Annotated in this window: 19 protein-coding genes; 11 read left to right on the plus strand and 8 right to left on the minus strand. The window is 65.0% G+C overall.

Annotated elements, in window-relative coordinates; all coding sequences use genetic code 11:
* Window positions 1-297: transposase (locus BUA29_RS02550; protein ID WP_143148779.1), on the plus strand; the 297-nt coding region annotated here is incomplete at its 5' end.
* Here the strand turns inward: BUA29_RS02550 and BUA29_RS02555 are convergent.
* The 5 genes from BUA29_RS02555 to rpmH form a co-directional block, all read right to left on the minus strand.
* Window positions 288-620: a hypothetical protein gene (locus BUA29_RS02555; protein ID WP_072755069.1), complete on the minus strand. Its 333-nt coding sequence runs from the start codon at window positions 618-620 to the stop codon at window positions 288-290. The two genes, BUA29_RS02550 and BUA29_RS02555, sit on opposite strands and share 10 nt — an antisense overlap.
* A gap of 89 nt (window positions 621-709) precedes the next feature.
* A complete protein-coding gene (gene mnmE / locus BUA29_RS02560; protein WP_072755070.1) occupies window positions 710-2038 on the minus strand; it encodes a tRNA uridine-5-carboxymethylaminomethyl(34) synthesis GTPase MnmE in 1329 nt (442 codons plus the stop codon).
* 95 nt (window positions 2039-2133) lie between these two features.
* Window positions 2134-3762: a membrane protein insertase YidC gene (yidC, locus tag BUA29_RS02565; RefSeq protein WP_072755071.1), complete on the minus strand. Its 1629-nt coding sequence runs from the start codon at window positions 3760-3762 to the stop codon at window positions 2134-2136.
* Entirely contained in the window at window positions 3759-4262 is a 504-nt protein-coding gene (rnpA, locus tag BUA29_RS02570) for a ribonuclease P protein component (protein WP_245770485.1), read from the minus strand. Before rnpA ends, yidC begins: the two co-directional genes overlap by 4 nt.
* A gap of 55 nt (window positions 4263-4317) precedes the next feature.
* On the minus strand, window positions 4318-4458 hold the full coding sequence (rpmH, locus tag BUA29_RS02575; protein WP_072755073.1) for a 50S ribosomal protein L34: 141 nt from the start codon (window positions 4456-4458) through the stop codon (window positions 4318-4320).
* 207 nt (window positions 4459-4665) lie between these two features.
* Here rpmH and dnaA point away from each other — a divergent pair, with 207 nt between their 5' ends.
* The 10 genes from dnaA (at window position 4666) to BUA29_RS02625 (ending at window position 15873) form a co-directional block, all read left to right on the plus strand.
* Window positions 4666-6000: a chromosomal replication initiator protein DnaA gene (gene dnaA, locus BUA29_RS02580; protein ID WP_072755074.1), complete on the plus strand. Its 1335-nt coding sequence runs from the start codon at window positions 4666-4668 to the stop codon at window positions 5998-6000.
* A gap of 248 nt (window positions 6001-6248) precedes the next feature.
* Window positions 6249-7352, plus strand: a complete 1104-nt coding sequence (dnaN, locus tag BUA29_RS02585) for a DNA polymerase III subunit beta (RefSeq protein ID WP_072755075.1) — start codon at window positions 6249-6251, stop codon at window positions 7350-7352.
* A 94-nt stretch (window positions 7353-7446) separates the two neighbouring features.
* Complete coding sequence (recF, locus tag BUA29_RS02590; protein WP_072755076.1) at window positions 7447-8541, plus strand: DNA replication/repair protein RecF; 1095 nt, start codon at window positions 7447-7449, stop codon at window positions 8539-8541.
* Window positions 8542-8647: 106 nt separating this feature from the next.
* Entirely contained in the window at window positions 8648-11110 is a 2463-nt protein-coding gene (gyrB, locus tag BUA29_RS02595; protein WP_072755077.1) for a DNA topoisomerase (ATP-hydrolyzing) subunit B, read from the plus strand.
* A gap of 25 nt (window positions 11111-11135) precedes the next feature.
* Complete coding sequence (locus BUA29_RS02600; protein ID WP_072755078.1) at window positions 11136-11918, plus strand: M48 family metallopeptidase; 783 nt, start codon at window positions 11136-11138, stop codon at window positions 11916-11918.
* Window positions 11919-12218: 300 nt separating this feature from the next.
* Complete coding sequence (locus BUA29_RS02605) at window positions 12219-13307, plus strand: tetratricopeptide repeat protein (protein ID WP_072755079.1); 1089 nt, start codon at window positions 12219-12221, stop codon at window positions 13305-13307.
* 151 nt (window positions 13308-13458) lie between these two features.
* Window positions 13459-14127: an energy transducer TonB gene (locus BUA29_RS02610; RefSeq protein WP_072755080.1), complete on the plus strand. Its 669-nt coding sequence runs from the start codon at window positions 13459-13461 to the stop codon at window positions 14125-14127.
* A 90-nt stretch (window positions 14128-14217) separates the two neighbouring features.
* Window positions 14218-14973, plus strand: coding sequence for a MotA/TolQ/ExbB proton channel family protein (locus BUA29_RS02615; protein ID WP_072755081.1), 756 nt, complete (start codon window positions 14218-14220; stop codon window positions 14971-14973).
* Between the two features lie 39 nt (window positions 14974-15012).
* Window positions 15013-15444: an ExbD/TolR family protein gene (locus tag BUA29_RS02620; RefSeq protein ID WP_072755082.1), complete on the plus strand. Its 432-nt coding sequence runs from the start codon at window positions 15013-15015 to the stop codon at window positions 15442-15444.
* A gap of 15 nt (window positions 15445-15459) precedes the next feature.
* Window positions 15460-15873 carry an ExbD/TolR family protein gene (locus BUA29_RS02625; protein WP_072755083.1) on the plus strand — a complete coding sequence of 138 codons (414 nt, stop codon included), beginning with the start codon at window positions 15460-15462 and terminating at the stop codon, window positions 15871-15873.
* A 95-nt stretch (window positions 15874-15968) separates the two neighbouring features.
* Here BUA29_RS02625 and BUA29_RS02630 read toward each other — a convergent pair whose 3' ends face one another.
* Genes BUA29_RS02630 through cls form a run of 3 tightly spaced genes read right to left on the minus strand, consistent with a single transcriptional unit; the run spans window position 15969 to window position 18473 of the window.
* Window positions 15969-16727, minus strand: coding sequence for a pyridoxine 5'-phosphate synthase (locus tag BUA29_RS02630; RefSeq protein WP_072755084.1), 759 nt, complete (start codon window positions 16725-16727; stop codon window positions 15969-15971).
* Window positions 16724-16984 carry a hypothetical protein gene (locus tag BUA29_RS02635; RefSeq protein WP_072755085.1) on the minus strand — a complete coding sequence of 87 codons (261 nt, stop codon included), beginning with the start codon at window positions 16982-16984 and terminating at the stop codon, window positions 16724-16726. The genes BUA29_RS02630 and BUA29_RS02635 overlap by 4 nt, the downstream gene beginning before the upstream one ends.
* A gap of 49 nt (window positions 16985-17033) precedes the next feature.
* Window positions 17034-18473 (minus strand): cardiolipin synthase, encoded by a 1440-nt coding sequence (cls, locus tag BUA29_RS02640; RefSeq protein ID WP_072755086.1) that lies wholly within the window; start codon window positions 18471-18473, stop codon window positions 17034-17036.
* Between the last annotated feature and the right edge of the window lie 65 nt (window positions 18474-18538).

The raw sequence follows: 18538 nt of genomic DNA on the forward strand, positions 1-18538 counted from the left end.
CCCACCGCCGAACCGCTGCTCCGAAAGTGGGTCTCTTGGGCACGACGGTGTCGGCTGACGCCCTTCAAGAAGCTCGGTGCCACCATCCGCGACCACCTCACCGGCATCCTGCGGCATTTCGACACCGGCCTGTCCAACGGCCAGGTCGAGGCCTTCAACGCCCAGATCCAGGCCGCCAAGGCCCGCGCCAAGGGCTATCGCACTGACGCCAACCTGATCGCCATCAGCTACCTGCTGTGCGCCAAGCTCAGGCATCTACCCCGTCACCCTTGGCTCCATGCTCCCCATCAGACATGAACCGTTTCCACTGGAATCGCGATTGAGCCCGGCTGCTTGTCGCGCAGCGCCAGGTAATACTCCATCGCATTGTTGCCGGCCGGTGCGTACAGACGGTTGTCGTTATAGGCCTTGCTGGCCGCCTCGCGCAGCTGGTCGATGCTCATCGCCGAGACCGACGCCGCCACCGCCGACTCTGTGGCGGGTGCTTGCGTGTTCCCGGATGTGGCCGCCGGCGCAGCCGCCGGTGTTTCCTCTTTCTTGCATGCGGCCAGCGCCAGCGTGACCGCCATGGTCATGGCGACCGGCAGCGTAGCCGCAAACCCCTTGTGACGTGCAGACATCGTGGTGTTTCCCCCGTGCGTGGACTCCTGAGGCAACATAGCACGCGATAACTGCCCGCAATTGTCAAGCAACCTGTGCCTGTCGGGCCTTACTTGCCAATGCAGAAGCTGGAAAAAATGTGACCGAGCAGGGCATCGGCGTCCACCCGTCCGCCGATCTCGCCCAGCGCCGCGTGGGCTTGCCCCAGCGCCTCGGCCGCCAGCTCCAGCGCCTCAACGGCCAGCTCCTGCTGCGCTTGCGCCAGCCATTCGCCGGCGCGCTGCAGGGCGGCCACATGCCGCGCCCGTGCACTGAATGCGCCATCCCCGGCGCGGCCACCCGCCAGCGCCGCCAGTTGCGCCTGCAAGGCCGGCACCCCGGCACCGGTTCGCGCCGACAGTGCCAGCACGCCCTCCGGCAGCACGGGGGGCTCCGGCAGCAGATCGACCTTGTTGTACAGCCACAAGACCTGCGGAACACCGGCCAGATCAGCGGCGACCGCGGCCCGACCGCTGTCGGGATCACGCGCATCCAGCACCACCAGCGCCAGATCGGCGCGTGCCAGTTCCGCCCGCGCGCGCCGGATGCCCTCGGCTTCGATGGCATCACCGGCCTGCCGCAGCCCTGCGGTATCGACCAGGGTCAGCTCGACTCCGCCGATCCGCACGGTTTCCTGCAAGACATCACGGGTGGTGCCGGCGATGTCGGTGACGATGGCGCGTTCACTGCCCGCCAGCGCATTGAGCAGCGAGCTTTTGCCGGCATTGGGCGGGCCCACCAGCACGGCATGCAGCCCGTCGCGCAGGCGCCGCCCGCGCTCAGCCTCCTGACAGAGCCGGGCCAGGGTCTGCCGGGTGTCCTGCACGGCTTGCCGTAAGGCGGCCCCACCCAGCGTTTCCAGCGGCTCGTCGGCAAAATCGATCGCCGCCTCGACCTGCACCCGCAACTGCAGGACCTGCTCCATCAGCCGTTCGACCTGACGCGAAAACACGCCCTCCAGCGAACGGCGGGCGGCGCGCGCAGCGTACAGATCGGCAGCGGCGATCAGGTCGGCGATCGCCTCGGCCTGGGCCAGATCCAGCTTGCCGTTGAGAAATGCCCGCTGGCTGAACTCGCCCGGCCCGGCCAGGCGAGCGCCCAGCTCGACACAGCGCGCCTGCAGGGCCTGCAAGACCACCGGGCTGCCATGGCCCTGCAGTTCCACCACATCCTCCCCGGTGAAACTGGCCGGGGCGCGGAAACACAGCACGATGCCGTCATCGAGCACCTCGCCGGCGGCATCGCGAAACTGCGCGTACTGCACCCGCCGCACTTGCAGTCTGCGACCGCAGATGGCCTCGCCGATGGCATGCGCCCGCGGCCCGGACAGACGCACGATGCCTACCCCGCCAGCACCGGGCGCGGTGGCGATGGCGACGATGGTGTCCGTGTCTGCCATGCCGGGATGATTGCAGAATCAGGTGTCGCCCAACGGGGATGCCGTGCCGGCGGCTGCGCAGGCGGGCCCGGCCAGCCGCCACCGGGCACGGGGGGTCAAGCCGGTTCTCCCGCCTCGGCGAAGCGCTTGGTGTTCCACCACTGCTGCAGCATGCCCAGCGCGCCGTTGGTCACCCAGTACAGCACCAGACCCGCCGGGAAGAAGGCGAACATCACCGCCATCACCAGCGGCATCAGTTGCATCATCTTTTTCTGCATCGGGTCCATGCCGACCATCGGGGTCATCTTCTGGGTCAGCCACATGATCAGCCCGTTGAGCAGGGGCAGGATGAAGTAGGGGTCGCGTGCGGTCAGATCATTGATCCAGCCGGCGATCCACGGCGCCTGCCGCAGCTCGACCGCTTCGATCAGCACGTAGTACAGGGCCAAAAACACCGGCATCTGGATCAACACCGGCAGACAGCCACCCGCCGGATTGATCTTCTCCTTCTTGTAGAGGTCCAGCATGGCCATCTGGAACTTCTGCTTGTCCTCGCCGTAGCGCTGCTTGAGCTGCTCAATGCGCGGCTGGAACTTGCGCATCTTGGCCATCGACTGGTACTGCTTGGCCGACAGCGGATACAGCAGCAGCTTGATCAGCAGCACCAGCAGCACGATCGCCCAACCCCAGTTGCCGGTGAGCTTGTGCAGCTGGGTCAGCAGCCAATGGATCGGCTTGGACAGGGCGGTGAAGATGCCGTAGTCCATGGCAAGGCCCAGCCCCGGCGCGGTGGCATCCAGCTGATCGGCCAGCTTGGGACCCACCCACAAGGTGGCCGTGCTGGTGAAGCGCTGACCCGGTGCCAGGGTCACGGCCGGCCCGCGGGCACTGATGCTGTACAGCGGGCCACGCTGCCCCAGCACAAACAATGCCGGCTGGTCCGCCTGCGGCACCCAGGCGGTGAGGAAGTAATGCTGCGAGAGCGCCACCCAACCGCCTGTCACGGTCAGGTTGAGCGGGCCGTCTTTGCTGAAATCCGGATACTTGCGCTTTTTGTACTTGTCCTGCGGGCTGTACCAGGCCGCCCCGTTGAGGCTGAACGACTCGGTATTGGTGAACCCGCTCGCAACGACCGGCGGTACCCGCTCAAGCCGGCGCTCGATATCGCCCTGCCAGGGCGTCGTGCCGGCATTGATCACCTCATCGCGGACGCGCAGGGCGTAACTGCCACGCGCCAGGGTGAAGGTGCGCTGCACCGTCACGCCACGGCCATCGCTGGCCACGAACACCGCCTGCACCTCGGTCTGGCCAGGCGCCAGTGCATATGTACGCGCCTGCCCCTGCGGACGCCACGCCAGTGCCCGCCCCTGGGCATCGCGCCAGACCGCCTCGGCTGCGTAGAAGGTGGCAGGATCAGGATTGAACAACACCACCGGCGGGCTACCAGGGTCGCGGTTCTGCCGGTACGTCAACAGCTCGGCGCGGGTGACCGCCCCCCCATCCAGGGTCAGGGCCAGCACGTCATTGCGCATTTGCACCGGCGCTGCGGACGTCGCCACGGGCGCGACCGGCGCCTGCGCACTGGGCTCATGGGTGGCCGACAGCGTGGGCACGGCCGCCCCGGTGGAGGAGGCCGTTACAGCCGGCACTGTGGCCGCTGCCTGCGGCGGCTGCGCCCATTCACGCCAGAGCAGAAATGCCACCATCAGCCAGGCGGCCAGCAGGAAAGTACGGGTCTGATTCATGGGTCAGGCTGCTCCGGGCCCGCAGCGAAACCGTTCGCGGCGGGACGTCGGGGGGAAGGAAAGACGGCCGGCATTGTGCCCGGCACCTGCGTCGCCGACAACGCACCGGCGCGCTGCAACAGTGTGTTCAGGGCGGCGCGCAGCTGGCGCCCGTCGGCCTGCGCCGCATCGCGCCGCGCCACCAGCACATAGGCGCCCCCTCGCAGGCAGGGACGCAACTGGCGGAAGGCTTCGCGCAGAGCGCGCTTGATCCGGTTGCGACCCACCGCATGCGGATCGGTTTTACGGGACACCGCCAACCCCAGCCGGGCCGGGCCGTCGTCGAAGTACCAATGCAACGCCAGTAGCGGCGTGCCGATCCGCTTTCCGGATTCAAACACCTGCGCGAACTCGGCTTTGCGGCGAACCCGGGCGCCACGTGGAAGGGTGTGCCGCCGCGTTTTGGCCGCAGACGCGGCGACGCCGGCATCCTGAGCAGACGCCGGCGTCGGAGGTGTCACGGATGAAGTCATCGGTTCCGGCCCAAGGCCGGCCGCGGCAGACTGGCCGCGCCGTTCAGACGGTCAGCCGATGACGGCCCTTGGCACGCCGCCGTGCCAGCACCTTGCGGCCGTCGGCGGTTTTCATGCGGGCGCGGAAGCCGTGATCACGCTTGCGCTTGAGATTGCTGGGCTGATAAGTGCGCTTGGTCGCCATGGCGGGCCTGCTCGCTTGAGTCTTGACGGAAAAGACCGGAGAGTTTAGCGACCGATTGCACGCCGCGCAACACGCCTGCCTGCCCATATCCGCGTGGCTGGGGTTTTGCGGATGCCGGCGCGATGCTACGCTGGCACCTTTCCAACGCTTATCCACAGGATTCCCCCCGGAATCCTGCCCGTGTCCGTTTTCGAGATCCAACCCCGCATGGACGTCTGGCCCGCCTGCCTGCAACGCCTGGAAGCCGAGTTACCCCCCGAGGATGTGCTGGCCCTGCTGCGCCCGCTGCTGCCCGCCCGCCAGGGCGACGGCCTGGTGCTGTATGCCCCGAACGTATTCGTGCGCGACGAAGTGCAGTCGCGCTACTTGCCACGTATTCGTGAGCTGGTGCATCACTTCGGCGGGCTCAGCCAGGTGGTCCTGGATGTGGGCAGCCCGCATCGTCCGAGTGCTGCCACCCCGCCTGCCCCGGTCACCCCGGCGGCCGCGGCGGCGTCCAACGAGGCCGCCAGCCCGTTCCATGGCAATGTCGACCCGCATTACACCTTCGACAACTTCGTCGAAGGCCGCAGCAACCAGCTTGCACGCGCCGCTGCCTGGCACGCCGCGCAAAAGCCCGGCGACCGCGGCCACAACCCGCTGTTGCTGTACGGCGGCACCGGTCTGGGCAAGACCCATCTGATGCATGCCGCCGGCAACGAGATGCGTCGACTCAACCCGGCGGCACGGGTGCTGTACCTGCGCTCGAACACGTTTTACGACGCGTTTTTCCGTTCCTTGCAGGAAAAAACCACCGACCAGTTCAAGCGTCAGTTCCACAAGATCGACGCGTTGCTGATCGACGACATCCAGTTCTTCGCTGGCAAGGATCGCACCCAGGAAGAGTTCTTCCACACGTTCAACGCCTTGTTTGAGGGACGCCAGCAGATCATCCTGACCTGCGACCGCTACCCGCGCGAGGTGGATGGCCTGGAGCCGCGGCTGAAGTCACGCCTCGGCTGGGGGCTGTCGGTGGCGATCGACCCGCCGGATTTCGAGACCCGCGCCCAGATCGTGCTGTCCAAGGCGCGTGAGCGTGGCGCGGTGATCCCCGACGAAGTGGCCGAACTGATCGCCAAGAAGATGCGCAGCAATGTGCGCGAGCTGGAAGGCGCGATCAACAAGCTGATCGCCCAGGCCGGGCTACTGGGTAAGCCGGTGACCCTGGAATTTGCCCAGGAAACCCTGCGCGACCTGTGGCGTGCCCAGCAGCAGTCGATCAGCATCCCCAACATCCAAAAGGCCGTGGCAGACTACTACGGACTGCAGCTGCGGGAGATGCTGGGGAAGAAACGCAACCGCTCGCTGGCACGGCCACGCCAGATGGCCATGGCCCTGGCCAAGGAACTCACCGAACACAGCTTGCCGGAAATCGGCATGGCCTTCGATGGTCGCGACCATACGACGGTTCTGCATGCCTGCCGGCAGATCCGCAGCCTGATCGAAAGCGATGCCAAGCTACATGAAGACTGGGAGAAACTGCTGCGCAAACTCAGTGAATGAATCACCCGCAGGCTGTGGATAACGGGTGGACGCCGATGTGGCGGATCATTTATCCACAGCTTGTCCGCAAGTCCACCGGCACTTGTGCAAGGCCTTGCGGTGATCAAAAAATGCTTTAGAAACAACACGTTGTATCACTTATCCCGGATTTTTTGGGACACCAGCACCACCGCGTTTTCACAGTTATTCTTCTTTGAGAAGCAGGGGCTTGGGCGCTCCTGCACGAACAGACCGGACGAGGGGTCCACATGCGGTTTACCCTGCAACGCGAAGTCTTGCTGAAGCCTCTGGCGCAAGTCGTCAATGTCGTGGAGCGACGGCATACCCTGCCTGTGCTGGCCAACGTGCTGGTGCGGGTTGAGAATGGGCTGCTGTCCATGACCGGCACCGACATGGAAGTGGAGATGGTGGCTCGCGTCGCCATCGAAGATGGCATCGACGGCGAATGCACCATTCACGCACGTAAGTTCTTCGAAATCGTGCGCGAGCTACCCGACGGTAGCCGCATCACCGTGAGTCAAAATGGCGAGAAGGTCTCTGTACAAGCCGGGCGCAGCCGGTACAGCCTGGTGACGCTGCCCGCCAACGACTTCCCTGCCCTCGACGAGATGCAGGTCAGCGAGCAGGTGACCGTGCCGGAATCGGCCCTGAAGGAATTGCTGGATCGCACGGCATTTGCGATGGCGCAGCAAGATGTCCGGCATTACCTCAATGGCTTGTTGTTCGACTTGCGCGAACACGTCTTGCGTTGCGTGGCCACCGATGGCCATCGTCTGGCGCTGTGTGAAACCCCGCTCGAACATGGGCAGTCCGGACGTCGCCAGATCATCGTTCCGCGCAAGGGCGTACTGGAGATGCAGCGCCTGTTGGAAGGCGGCAGTGATCGGCAGATCACCCTTGAACTGGATCGCTCGCACATCCGCATTCGTCGAGATGATGTGACGTTCACCAGCAAGCTGATCGACGGCAAGTTCCCGGATTACGAGGCGGTGATCCCGATCGGTGCTGACCGTCACGTGAAGGTCGATCGCGAGGCCTTGCGCGCCGCCTTGCAGCGCACGGCGATCCTGTCCAACGAGAAATATCGCGGCGTCCGGCTGGAAATCACGCCCGGCCTGCTGAAAACCAGCGCCCACAACCAGGAGCAGGAGGAGGCGCTGGAAGAGGTGGAAGCGCAGACCAGCGTGGATGGGCTGGCGATTGGCTTCAATGTCACTTATCTGCTGGATGCGTTGACTGCCCTACGCGATGAGTTCGTTTTGCTGCAGATGCGCGACGCCCATTCCTCCACCCTCATCCAGGGCGCCGACAATCCGCAGGCCCGCCACGTCGTGATGCCATTGCGGCTGTGATCCGGCACACCATGTTCCACGTGGAACACGACCTTCGACGCCCGGCCCGTTCCGGGCGTCGCCGTTTCGGTCGCCCGCACACGGGGATTTCCCCATGCTGATCCGGCGCTTGCAGATCCAGGCCTTGCGTCGCCTCGATCAGGTCGAACTGGCCTTGCAGCCGGGTTTCAACCTGTTGCTGGGCGACAACGGCAGCGGCAAAACATCGGTGTTGGAAGCCGTGCACCTGATCGGCCATGCCCGCAGTTTCCGCGGACGGGTGCGCGACGGGTTGGTGCGGCAAGGGCAGCCGGCGCTGTCGGTGTTTGTCGAATGGGAGCGTGCCGACGGCGGCTGCCATCGGGCCGGCCTGCGTCATTCCGGTCAGGACTGGCAGGCGCGTCTGGATGGCCGGGACGTGCAGCAGCTCGGCGAGCTTTGCCAGGCCTTGGCAGTCGTCACGTTTGAACCGGGCAGCCACGCTCTGGTGGAGGGTGGGGGCGAAATGCGCCGCCGCTATCTGGACTGGAGCGTGTTTCACGTGGAACACGAGTTTTTGCCGGTCTGGCGGCGCTATGCCCGTGCGCTCAAACAACGCAACATCTTGCTGCGGTACCGGCATGGGTTGGAACAGCTGGATGCCTGGGAGCAGGAACTAGCGCAGGCGGGCACAGCGATCACCCAGATGCGCAGCGCCTGTCTGGCGGAGCTTAAGTCTCAGCTGGATCACCTTGTTCCACGGTTATTGCCGGCGGCGGGGGGAATCGACATTGAGCTGTATCCAGGCTGGCGACAGCAGACGCAATCGCTGGAAGACGCCTTGCTGCTGGCGCGCGAACGCGACCTAGCCCTGGGGCATACCAGTGTGGGCCCACATCGCGCCGACCTGCGCATCCGGTTGTGCGATTTGCCCGGGCGCGAAGGCCTGTCGCGCGGTCAAACCAAGCAACTGGCGCTGGCGTTGCTGCTGGCACAGGCCGCTCATCTGGCACGTGTGCGCGGTGACTGGCCGATCTTGCAGTTGGATGATCTGGGGTCGGAGCTGGATCGCGCCCACCAGCAGCGGGTGCTCGATCTACTGCAGACCTATGACGCCCAGGTGCTGGTCACCGGGACGGAACTGCCCGCGGGATGGTGTGGGAGTCTGCCGGCCGCCGCCGTGTTTCACGTGGAACAGGGTCAAATCGCCGGCCCGGTTGCCCCAGACTGACCCGGTTGCCAGGCAGGCCGGGGTGGGGGTCGGCTATACTGCAGGCTTCCTATCCATCAGTATCCGGACACGCCTGCTGGCGTGTCCAGCGGAGCAAGACGCGCCGATGTCGCAGCACCCACATACCCCGGGCCCGCAGCCCGAAACGCCCCCGTCATCGTCTTACGATTCCAGCAAGATCACCGTCCTGCGCGGGCTGGAAGCAGTCCGTAAACGTCCCGGCATGTACATCGGTGACGTCCACGACGGCACCGGCCTGCACCACATGGTGTTCGAGGTTGTGGATAACTCGGTGGATGAAGCGTTGGCCGGGTATGCCAATGACATCCTGGTGACCCTCCACGCCGATGGCTCGGTGAGCGTGGCCGACAACGGTCGCGGCATCCCGGTGGATATCCACAAGGAAGAAGGCCGGTCGGCGGCCGAGGTCATCCTCACCGTGCTGCATGCCGGCGGCAAGTTCGACGACAACAGCTACAAGGTGTCCGGTGGTCTGCACGGGGTGGGCGTGAGTGTGGTCAACGCCCTTTCCAGCCGGCTCATGCTGGATATCTGGCGTGACGGTGGCCATTTCCAGCAGGAATACGCGCTGGGCGAACCGCTGTACCCGTTGCGTCGGGTGGGCGATCAGGGTGACCGGCGCGGCACCACCTTGCGCTTCTGGCCGTCGCCCGAGATTTTCAGCGACACCGAGTTCCACTACGAAATCCTGGCGCGTCGCCTGCGCGAGCTGAGCTTTCTCAACTCGGGCGTCAAGATCACCCTGGTGGACGAGCGCGGTGAAGGCCGCCATGACGTATTCCAGTACGAAGGCGGGATCAAAAGCTTCGTTGAGCATTTGGCGCAGCTGAAAACCCCGCTGCACCCGAGTGTGATTTCCGTCACGGGTGAGCAGAACGGCATCACCGTGGAGGTGGCCATGCAATGGACCGACGCCTACCAGGAGACGATGTTCTGCTTCACCAACAACATCCCGCAGAAGGATGGCGGTACCCACCTGCAAGGGTTTCGGGCGGCGCTGACCCGAACCCTGACGAACTACATCGAGCAGAACGGCATCGCCAAACAGGCCAAGGTGGCGCTGTCTGGCGATGACATGCGCGAAGGCATGATCGCAGTGCTGTCGGTCAAGGTGCCGGATCCGAGCTTCTCCAGCCAGACCAAGGAAAAGCTGGTGTCCTCTGACGTGCGGCCGGTGGTGGAAGCCATCGTGTCCGCCCGTCTGGACGAGTTCCTGCAGGAACATCCCAACGAAGCCAGAGCCATCGTTGGCAAGATCATCGATGCCGCCCGTGCCCGCGAGGCGGCGCGCAAGGCGCGTGACCTGACCCGGCGCAAAGGTGCGCTGGACATCGCCGGCCTGCCCGGCAAGTTGGCCGATTGCCAGGAAAAAGACCCGGCGCTGTCGGAGCTGTTCATCGTCGAGGGCGACTCGGCCGGTGGCAGCGCCAAGCAGGGCCGCAACCGCAAGAACCAGGCGGTGTTGCCGCTGCGCGGCAAGATTCTCAACGTCGAGCGTGCCCGTTTCGACCGCATGCTCTCCAGTGCCGAGGTGGGCACCCTGATCACCGCGCTGGGTACTGGTATCGGCAAGGACGAGTACAACCCGGACAAGCTGCGTTACCACCGCGTCATCATCATGACCGACGCCGACGTGGACGGCAGCCACATCCGCACCCTGCTGCTGACCTTCTTCTACCGGCAGATGCCGGAGCTGATCGAGCGCGGCCACATCTACATCGGCCTGCCGCCGCTGTACAAAGTCAAACAGGGCAAGAACGAGCTGTATCTGAAAGACGATGCCGCGCTCGACGCCTACCTGGCCAACAGCGCGGTGGAAGGCGCACAACTGTTCCCGGCCGAGGGCGAGCCGCCAATCGAGGGGCCTGCGCTCGAACAGCTCCTGCTGGTCTATGCGCGTGCCCGCGAGGCGATCGCCCGCAGCGCACACCGGTTTGATTCGCGGGTGCTCGAGGCGTTGATCGATTTCCAGCCGCTGGATTCAGCGTCCATCGCCGCGCACGGTGATCCGACCGATGCCTTGGCCGCGTTGGCGACCCGGCTCAACCAGGGGGGGCTGGGGCGGCCGCGGTACACGCTGGAATGGCTGCCCGGCCAGGGCGAACGGCCGCCGGCGCTGCGCATCGTTCGCAGCCACATGGGCGAACAGCAAGTGCAACTGCTGCCGCAGCCCCTGTTCGAGCACGGCGAGCTCAAACCCGTGCGCGAGGCAGCCAGCCAGTTGCATGGGCTGGTGCGCGCAGGCGCGCGGATCGTGCGCGGCAATCGCGCCCAGCCGGTGAGCCGTTTCGATCAGGCCCAGGCCTGGCTGATGGATGAGGCCAAGAAGGGCCGACAGATCCAGCGCTTCAAGGGCTTGGGCGAGATGAACCCGGAGCAGCTGTGGGAAACCACGGTCAATCCGGAGACGCGCCGCCTGCTACAGGTGCGGATCGAGGACGCGGTGGCCGCCGATGCGCTGTTCAGCACGTTGATGGGTGATGTCGTCGAACCACGCCGGGAGTTCATCGAAGAAAATGCGCTTAAAGTGGCCAACCTGGATGTCTGATATCGGCCCAGGCATGACCTCAGGAATGCGATGGCGGGCGCTGCTGTTGGCGGCGGCGCTGGCCGGATGCGCCACCACCACCTCACCGACCGGTCGCACCCAGTACGTGGGGGCGGTATCGCAGGCGCAGTTGCAGGCGCTGGGCAGCCAGGCCTTTGCCGAACAGAAAGCCAGTCTGCGATTGGCGCCACCTGCGCAGCAGCAGTACGTGGCCTGCGTGACCAACGCGCTGGTGGCGCGGCTGCCCGCGTCGTGGCGGCAGTTGCCGTGGGAAACCGCGGTGTTCATCAATGACGAGCCCAACGCCTTTGCCTTGCCCGGCGGCAAGGTGGGGGTCTATACCGGCATCTTTCGCGTGGCGCATGACCAGGACGAGCTGGCCGCAGTGATTGCCCATGAGATCGGCCATGTGATCGCCCGCCACCATGAGGAGCGCATCACCCGCCAGCTGGGCGCGGCCGGTGTGGTGCAGCTTCTCGGCGCGCTGGCTGGCGACTACAGCCAACTGGCCACCGAAGGCGGGTCCCTGTTGGCGCAGACTGGGTTTCTGCTGCCCAATTCGCGGGCCCAGGAACGCGAAGCCGATGTGGTCGGACAACAGTTGATGGCGGAAGCCGGCTTCGACCCGCGCGCCGCCGTGACGCTGTGGCGCAACATGGCGGCACTGGGGGATGCACGGCCGCCGCGCTGGCTGTCCACCCATCCCGATCCCGTCTCACGCTTGCGCGAGTTGCAGGGGCGGGCCGATGGTCTGCTGCCCGTGATGGCGCAGGCACGTCAGGATGGGTTCATCCCGCGCTGTCGTTGAGGGCACCGCGTTTGCGCACCCAATCGTGTGATGCGTCTGCGCGTCGGGATCGCCTTGCTTGATGAGCGGAACTGATTGATTGGATTGGAAATTTCAAGGCGGCCGTCAGTTCTGCCATCATCATGATCGCCACCGTCAGCCCGCATCTCTCAGGCCGCACAGGCGGCAGTGTCATCATCATTGCGATGACGATGGCCGGCCTTGCCGGCAACCGCGTTGTGTGAGATACAGCGGGCCTTGCCAATCCCCGTCAGCGTCAGTCGTCTGGTTTCCACTTTCACCTGTTCGAGGTTGTGTCGTATGAACACCCTGCTCCGTCGCTCGCTCTCGCTTGCCCTGGTCACCGCCCTGGCTGGTGCACTGGCTGCTCCGACCGTGTCCGCACAGGACGGCTTGGCGCGCCGGATGGCCGACCGGCAGGCCAAGAAGACGCAGGAGCAGGCCGCTCAGTATCCCAATGCCACCCGGCACTCTCCGGAGGCGAGCGCCTCGCCCAAAGGCATCAAGCTGCTGAAGGAGATGCAGGGGCTGTACGAAAAGGAAGACTGGGCGGGCGTGATTGCCAAGGCCGAAGAGGTGGCCGCGCTGCCTGCGGCCAATGCCTATGACAAGTCGTTTGCCTATTCCATGGCTGGCAACGCCGCGGCCAACCTCGATGACCAGAACAAAGCCATCGAGTACTTCTCCAAGGCCATTGCCGCCGACGGGCTGGACAACAACAGTCACTACGCGGTGATGTACAACCTGGTGGTCATGCAGTACCAGCAGGAGAAGTATCCGGAAGCGCTGGCGACGCTGGAGCGTTTTCTCAGCGAGACCAAGACAGACAAGCCAGAACACCTGAGCCTGAAAGCCAGCCTCCTGTCCAGCATGGAGCGCAACGAAGAAGCGGCTGCACTCTGGCAACAGCTGGCGGAGCAAAAACCCGACGACAAGCGCCTGCTGTTGAATGCCGCCGCCGCGTTGCAGGCGGCGGACAAGTTCGATGAAGCCGTCAAGATTCTGGAGAAGGCCTATCAGCGCGGGCTGTTGACGGAATCCCGTGAGCTGCGCGCGCTCTACTCCGGCTACATGAACGCCGGCAAGTGGGCTGAGGCGCAGAAGGTGATCGAAGACGGTGTCGCCAAAGGCATCCTGCAACCCGGGCCGGATCTGGCGCGCGATTACCAGGTGCTGGCGCAGAACGCTTACTTCAATGACGATCTGCCGCTGGCGATCGAGCTGTATCGTCGCGCCGCGCCCATGGCGGCTGATGGCGAGGCCTACCTCAACCTGGCCAAGGTGCTTGACGTGGCCGGCAAAAAGGCTGAGGCCAAGGACGCCGCCAAGCAGGCACTGGAGCGTGGCGTAAAGAAGCCCGAGGACGCCAAGCGCATTCTTTCGCGTTGAGACGTAGGCCGCAGTTTTTCACATACGCCAGCGTCGGGGCTTGGTAGAAGTGCCCTGGCTTGGTATAGACTAGGGGATTCCTGCGGTCGCAAGACCATGTAGTCACCGCTCCGGCATCCGGCCGGAGCTCCCCCACAACAGAGCCGTGCGCATGACGGAACATCTCGCCTACATCGAGAAGAAGGACGACCGCGACAGCGGCTTGAGCTGGCCGCGTATTGCCGGTATCAGCGTTGCCCTTGCCCTGCATGCCGCGGCCCTGCTGCTGCTGCTGGCACCGATTGCACCGCCGGCACCGGACATGCCGAAGGAAGACGTGGTCAGTGTCACCTTCATCGAACCGCCGCCGCCGCCCCCGCCGCCGCCCCCGCCGCCGCCGGAACCGCCCAAGCAGCTCACGCCGCCCAAGACCCTGGCGCCGCCGCGGCCATCACCGGTGCCGCCGCCGCCGGAGGAGCCGCCGGTGGTGCTGAGCGAGTCCCGTCCGGTTGACGTGGCCGCACCGCCGCCGTCGCCGCCGTCGCCGCCCCCGGCCGTGCCGGATATCGGCGGCAGCGTGGATCCTTCTTCGCGCGCCATGAACCCGCCGCGCTATCCGCCGGAAGAGCAGCGCCGCGGTATCCAGGGCACCGTCATCCTGATCATCAGCATCGATGCCAGTGGCAACGTGCTCGATGTGGAGGTCGAGAAATCCAGCGGCAACCGCAATCTGGATCGCTCGGCCATGCAGGCGGCACGCAAGTGGCGCTTCAATCCGGAGATCCGGAACGGGCAGAAGGTTGCCAGCCGCGTTCGCGTCCCGGTGGAGTTCAAGCTCTAAGCCGTTCTGATCCGTTTTTTCCTGCTGTACCGTTCCAACCGATCCATCCCTTCCGTTCCACCCTCATCCACGACACAAAAGGTTAAGCGTATGTTGCAAGAAACTGCTGCCGCCGCACCTGCCGCCGCCGGAGGCAACAACGCCGCCGCGTTGCAGCAGATGGGCTTTGACCATCTGATCCAGAACTTCGACGCGGTTGGCTGGGCCGTCTTCCTGACGCTGTCCATCATGTCGGTGATGTCCTGGTACTGGATCATCATCAACGTCATCAAGAATATGCGTCTGCGTTCGCGCGCCGACCGTGTCGTGGATACCTTCTGGGAAACGCCGAACGCCCAGGATGCGATCCGTTTCATGGAAGAGCAGCCCAAGTGGGAGCCCTTCTCCAAGATCGCGCTGGATGCCGCCCAGGCAGCGGCGCACCACTCCCGCCACGAGGGGTCTCGCCTGGCTGAATCGCTGAGCCGTTCCGAGTTCGTCGATCGCGCGCTGCGTCAGGCCGTGACCCGCGAGTCCCTGCGTCTGGAAGACGGTCTGACCGTGCTGGCCACGGTGGGTTCTTCGGCCCCGTTCGTCGGTCTGCTGGGAACCGTGTGGGGCATCTACCACGCCCTGATCAAGATCGGTTCTTCCGGTGATGCCTCGATCTCGGCCGTGGCCGGCCCGGTGGGTGAGGCGCTGATCATGACCGCGATCGGTTTGTTCACCGCGATCCCGGCGCTGCTGGCCTACAACGCGTTCGTGCGCTCCAACCGGGTGACCAACAACCAGTTCGACACCTTTGCCCACGATCTGCATGACTTCTTCGCCACCGGTGCGCGCGTTGGCGAAGGCGGCAAGAACTGATCGTCCTCAATCGACCGAGACCTGACGGAGGCCACGACCATGGGTGCGAGTGTAGGCAATAAGGAAGACGGCGCGCCGATGGCGGAAATCAACGTCACGCCCTTGGTGGACGTGATGCTGGTCATGCTGATCATCTTCATGATCACCACGCCACTGATGAACCACAAGGTGAAGGTGGCGCTGCCGGAAGCCAAGGTCGAGAAGAAAAAAGAGGAAAAACAGCAGGTGCCTCCGATCACCATCACGGTGACCGAAAACGGCGAGCTGTTCCTCAATGACGAACCCAGCAGCAAGAGTGCGATTGAAAGCCGGCTGTCGGTGGAGGCGCAGAAAACACCGCAGCCACCGGTTCAGATCCGTGCCGACAAGACCACCCAGTATCACCTGATCAGCGAGGTGGTGAAGATCGCCCAGCAGCAGGGCATCGCCAAGGTCGGCTTCGTCACCACGCCGCCGAAGAAAGGGCAATAAAGGAGTCGATGCAACATGGCCTTTTCGACCAATAAATCCAGCGGCCCGATGGCGGACATCAACGTCACTCCGCTGGTGGACGTGATGCTGGTGCTGCTGATCATCTTCATGGTGACCATGCCGATCCAGTCGGTGCCGGTGGATGTGGATCTGCCGCAAAAGACCGACAAGCCGCCGGAAAATCCGAAGGAACCGCCGGAGCCGATCCGACTGCGGATCGACGCCTCCGGTCAGGTGTTCTGGAATGATTCGCCGGTTGCCGTGGGCGATTTGCAGAAGCGGATGATGGAAGAAGTCGCCCGCGATCCGACCAACCAGCCGGAACTGCAGATCGATACCAACGATCAGGCCGAATACGGCGTGCTGGCCAAGGTACTGGCAGCCGCCAAGAACGCCGAGATGGTCAAGATCGGGTTCGTCCAGAACTAAGCAATTCTCCGCTCCGCTTTGCGGAGCCGTCGTGGATGACGCACAACGCCGCCTGTCACGGGCGGCGTTCTTTCTGGGGCATGCGGTCGTAAAGATCAGGTGGCGGTTGCGTGCGCAAGCGCCCGGTAGGCGCGGACGGTGGCGTCCAGTCCGGCGTACAGCGCGTCGCCGATCAGGGCGTGGCCGATCGAGACTTCCAGCACGTTCGGCACCGTAGCCAGAAAGGCCGGCAGATTGGCCTGATTGAGATCGTGGCCGGCATTCACCCCGAGCCCGGCGGCTTGCGCGTAACGCGCCGTCGCGGCAGCGGCCGCCAGCGCTGGCTGCGGTGTGCCGGCGGCAAACGCCTCGGCGTAGGGGCCGGTGTAGAGCTCGACCCGGTCGGCGCCGCAGTGGGCGGCCAACGCCACATTGGGGTCGCCGACATCGACGAACACGCTGACCCGGCAGCCCAGTGCCTTGAAGGCTGCAATCAGCGGCCGCAGGGCGTCGCTGCTGTGGGTGAAATCAAAGCCATGATCGGAGGTGAGCTGGCCATCGGCATCCGGCACCAGGGTCACCTGGGCAGGCCGCACCGCCTCGCACAGCGCCAACAGGCCCGGATAGCCGGGCCTGGGCGGTGCAAACGGGTTGCCCTCGATATTGAACTCGACGCCGCGTTCCCGGCACAGCGCGCCCAACGCATACACGTCGTCGGCGCGGATATGGCGCGCGTCCGGACGCGGATGCACGGTCAGCCCGTCGGCACCGGCATCGAGGCAGACCTGGGCGGCACGCAGCACATCCGGCTCCCGGCCGCCGCGTGAGTTGCGCAGAACCGCGACTTTGTTGAGGTTGACGCTCAGTGCCGTCATGGGGTGTGGTCGCCTGCACTTGTGTCTTGTTGCTGGCGCGCCTGTGCCTGCTCGCGCAGGCGGCGGAGTTCGGCAGGATCGACCATCAGGGTGGGATCACGGCCAGTGCCGGCCACCCGTGCCTGGTACAGGCCGACCACCCACAGCACGAACAACACCAACGCCGCCACGAGGCAGCCCACCAGGACGGGCATCGAGGTGGTGAGCAAGGCCAGCGCCATGGCGGCAAATGCCAGCAGCAGAAACAGCCAATGCATGGTGGAACTCACGCGATGGAAGATGCCTCAGTGTACGCCGCGTGGCGGATCAAAGCAGTGGCGAAAGCAGGCGCGCCAGGGCCTCCGGGAGACGGGCGGTCAGCAATGGCTGCGGGCGGTCGCTGCGAACCCGGGGGGCATGCGTGAAATCCTGTTCGAACTGTTGTTTCAGGGCCTGCGCCAGGGCCGGATCCTCGACCAGCAGCGAGGCCTCGAAGTTGAGGCGGAAACTGCGATGGTCGAAGTTGGCGCTGCCGATTATCGCAAGCCGGTCATCGACCAGCAGTGCCTTGCTGTGCAGCATGCGCGGCCCGTATTCGTAGACTTTGACCCCTGCCGCAAGCAGATCGTCGAAATACGAGCGCACACACCAGGTGACCCACCGGCTGTCGCTCACTTTGGGCACCAGCAGGCGCACGTCCAGGCCGCCCAGGGCGGCCGAGGTCAGCGCCATCATCGCCGCCTCTCCCGGCACGAAATATGGGGTGGACAGCCAGACTCGATGCTGGGCCTCGTGAATGGCCGCGACATACAGGCGGTGGATCGGTTCCCAGCGTGAATCCGGGCCGGAGCTCAGCAACTGCGTGCGGATGTCGCCGGGTTGCGGCGCCGGCATGGCCCGTGCGACATCGGCAATGAAACGGTTGTCCTGACAGGCATAGGCCCAGTCTTCGACGAACACTTCCTGCAGCCAGTGCACGATGTCGCCCTCGACCTGCAGGTGCAGGTCACGGTAGGCATCGGCACGCAGCCGGTCGTCCTCTTCATCGGTGATATTGATGCCACCGATGAAGCCGATGCGGCCGTCGATCACCACCAGCTTGCGGTGGGTGCGCAGGTTCATCCATGGCCGTTTCCAGGGCAGCCAGGGGCGAACCGGATGGAACCAGGCCAGCTCTCCGCCGGCGTCGAGCAGGGGTGCAAAGAAGCGCCGCCTGATTTTGCTGGAGCCGACGGCATCCAGTAGCAGGCGCACCTTCACGCCCGCGCGTGCACGTTCGACCAGGGCATCACGCAGCACGCGGCCGGTGTGATCCGGCTGGTAGATGTAGTACTCGAGGTGGACGTGATCGCGGGCCTCGGCAATGGCGGCAAGCAGGGCCGGGAACTTTTCCCGACCATCGACCAGCAAGCGCACCGAGCGCGCCGTGCAGGGCGGCATCCCGGTCGTGGCATGGGCCAGGGTGCGCAGCTCCTGGGTGCCGGGAGCCAGCGTGGGGTTCGGTGTCAGTGATGCCCTGTGCCGGATCCGGCGCCGATGTTGACGCTCAATCCTGTGCGGGCCGAAGAAGTAATAAATGACAAAGCCCAGATACGGCAGCGCAGCCAGACTCAGCAGCCAGCTCAGGGTGGCCACCGGCTCGCGCTTCTGCAGCAGGATCCAGCTGCCCAGTCCCAGCAGATACAGCACCCAGGCGGCGGCGAGCCAGGCGCGGATGTGCGGGATGGCCCACAGGGCATCCAACGTGGTGGGCAGGGAGAGACTCATGCGACGATCACCGTGACGCCGGCAAAGGTCACCTTAGCGCAGGGTGATTGTCGGCGGGGACAAAC

Source organism: Thermomonas hydrothermalis (assembly GCF_900129205.1).
In the GTDB taxonomy this organism is placed as follows: domain Bacteria; phylum Pseudomonadota; class Gammaproteobacteria; order Xanthomonadales; family Xanthomonadaceae; genus Thermomonas; species Thermomonas hydrothermalis.

What these genes read in the sequence shown, in the direction of transcription:
- BUA29_RS02555 (WP_072755069.1), bottom strand. Translation starts at nt 620, where the DNA reads ATGTCTGCACGTCACAAGGGGTTTGCGGCTACGCTGCCGGTCGCCATG.
- mnmE (WP_072755070.1), bottom strand. Translation starts at nt 2,038, where the DNA reads ATGGCAGACACGGACACCATCGTCGCCATCGCCACCGCGCCCGGTGCT.
- yidC (WP_072755071.1), bottom strand. Translation starts at nt 3,762, where the DNA reads ATGAATCAGACCCGTACTTTCCTGCTGGCCGCCTGGCTGATGGTGGCA.
- rpmH (WP_072755073.1), bottom strand. Translation starts at nt 4,458, where the DNA reads ATGGCGACCAAGCGCACTTATCAGCCCAGCAATCTCAAGCGCAAGCGT.
- dnaA (WP_072755074.1), top strand. Translation starts at nt 4,666, where the DNA reads ATGGACGTCTGGCCCGCCTGCCTGCAACGCCTGGAAGCCGAGTTACCC.
- dnaN (WP_072755075.1), top strand. Translation starts at nt 6,249, where the DNA reads ATGCGGTTTACCCTGCAACGCGAAGTCTTGCTGAAGCCTCTGGCGCAA.
- recF (WP_072755076.1), top strand. Translation starts at nt 7,447, where the DNA reads ATGCTGATCCGGCGCTTGCAGATCCAGGCCTTGCGTCGCCTCGATCAG.
- gyrB (WP_072755077.1), top strand. Translation starts at nt 8,648, where the DNA reads ATGTCGCAGCACCCACATACCCCGGGCCCGCAGCCCGAAACGCCCCCG.
- BUA29_RS02600 (WP_072755078.1), top strand. Translation starts at nt 11,136, where the DNA reads ATGCGATGGCGGGCGCTGCTGTTGGCGGCGGCGCTGGCCGGATGCGCC.
- BUA29_RS02605 (WP_072755079.1), top strand. Translation starts at nt 12,219, where the DNA reads ATGAACACCCTGCTCCGTCGCTCGCTCTCGCTTGCCCTGGTCACCGCC.
- BUA29_RS02610 (WP_072755080.1), top strand. Translation starts at nt 13,459, where the DNA reads ATGACGGAACATCTCGCCTACATCGAGAAGAAGGACGACCGCGACAGC.
- BUA29_RS02615 (WP_072755081.1), top strand. Translation starts at nt 14,218, where the DNA reads ATGTTGCAAGAAACTGCTGCCGCCGCACCTGCCGCCGCCGGAGGCAAC.
- BUA29_RS02620 (WP_072755082.1), top strand. Translation starts at nt 15,013, where the DNA reads ATGGGTGCGAGTGTAGGCAATAAGGAAGACGGCGCGCCGATGGCGGAA.
- BUA29_RS02625 (WP_072755083.1), top strand. Translation starts at nt 15,460, where the DNA reads ATGGCCTTTTCGACCAATAAATCCAGCGGCCCGATGGCGGACATCAAC.
- BUA29_RS02630 (WP_072755084.1), bottom strand. Translation starts at nt 16,727, where the DNA reads ATGACGGCACTGAGCGTCAACCTCAACAAAGTCGCGGTTCTGCGCAAC.
- BUA29_RS02635 (WP_072755085.1), bottom strand. Translation starts at nt 16,984, where the DNA reads ATGCATTGGCTGTTTCTGCTGCTGGCATTTGCCGCCATGGCGCTGGCC.
- cls (WP_072755086.1), bottom strand. Translation starts at nt 18,473, where the DNA reads ATGAGTCTCTCCCTGCCCACCACGTTGGATGCCCTGTGGGCCATCCCG.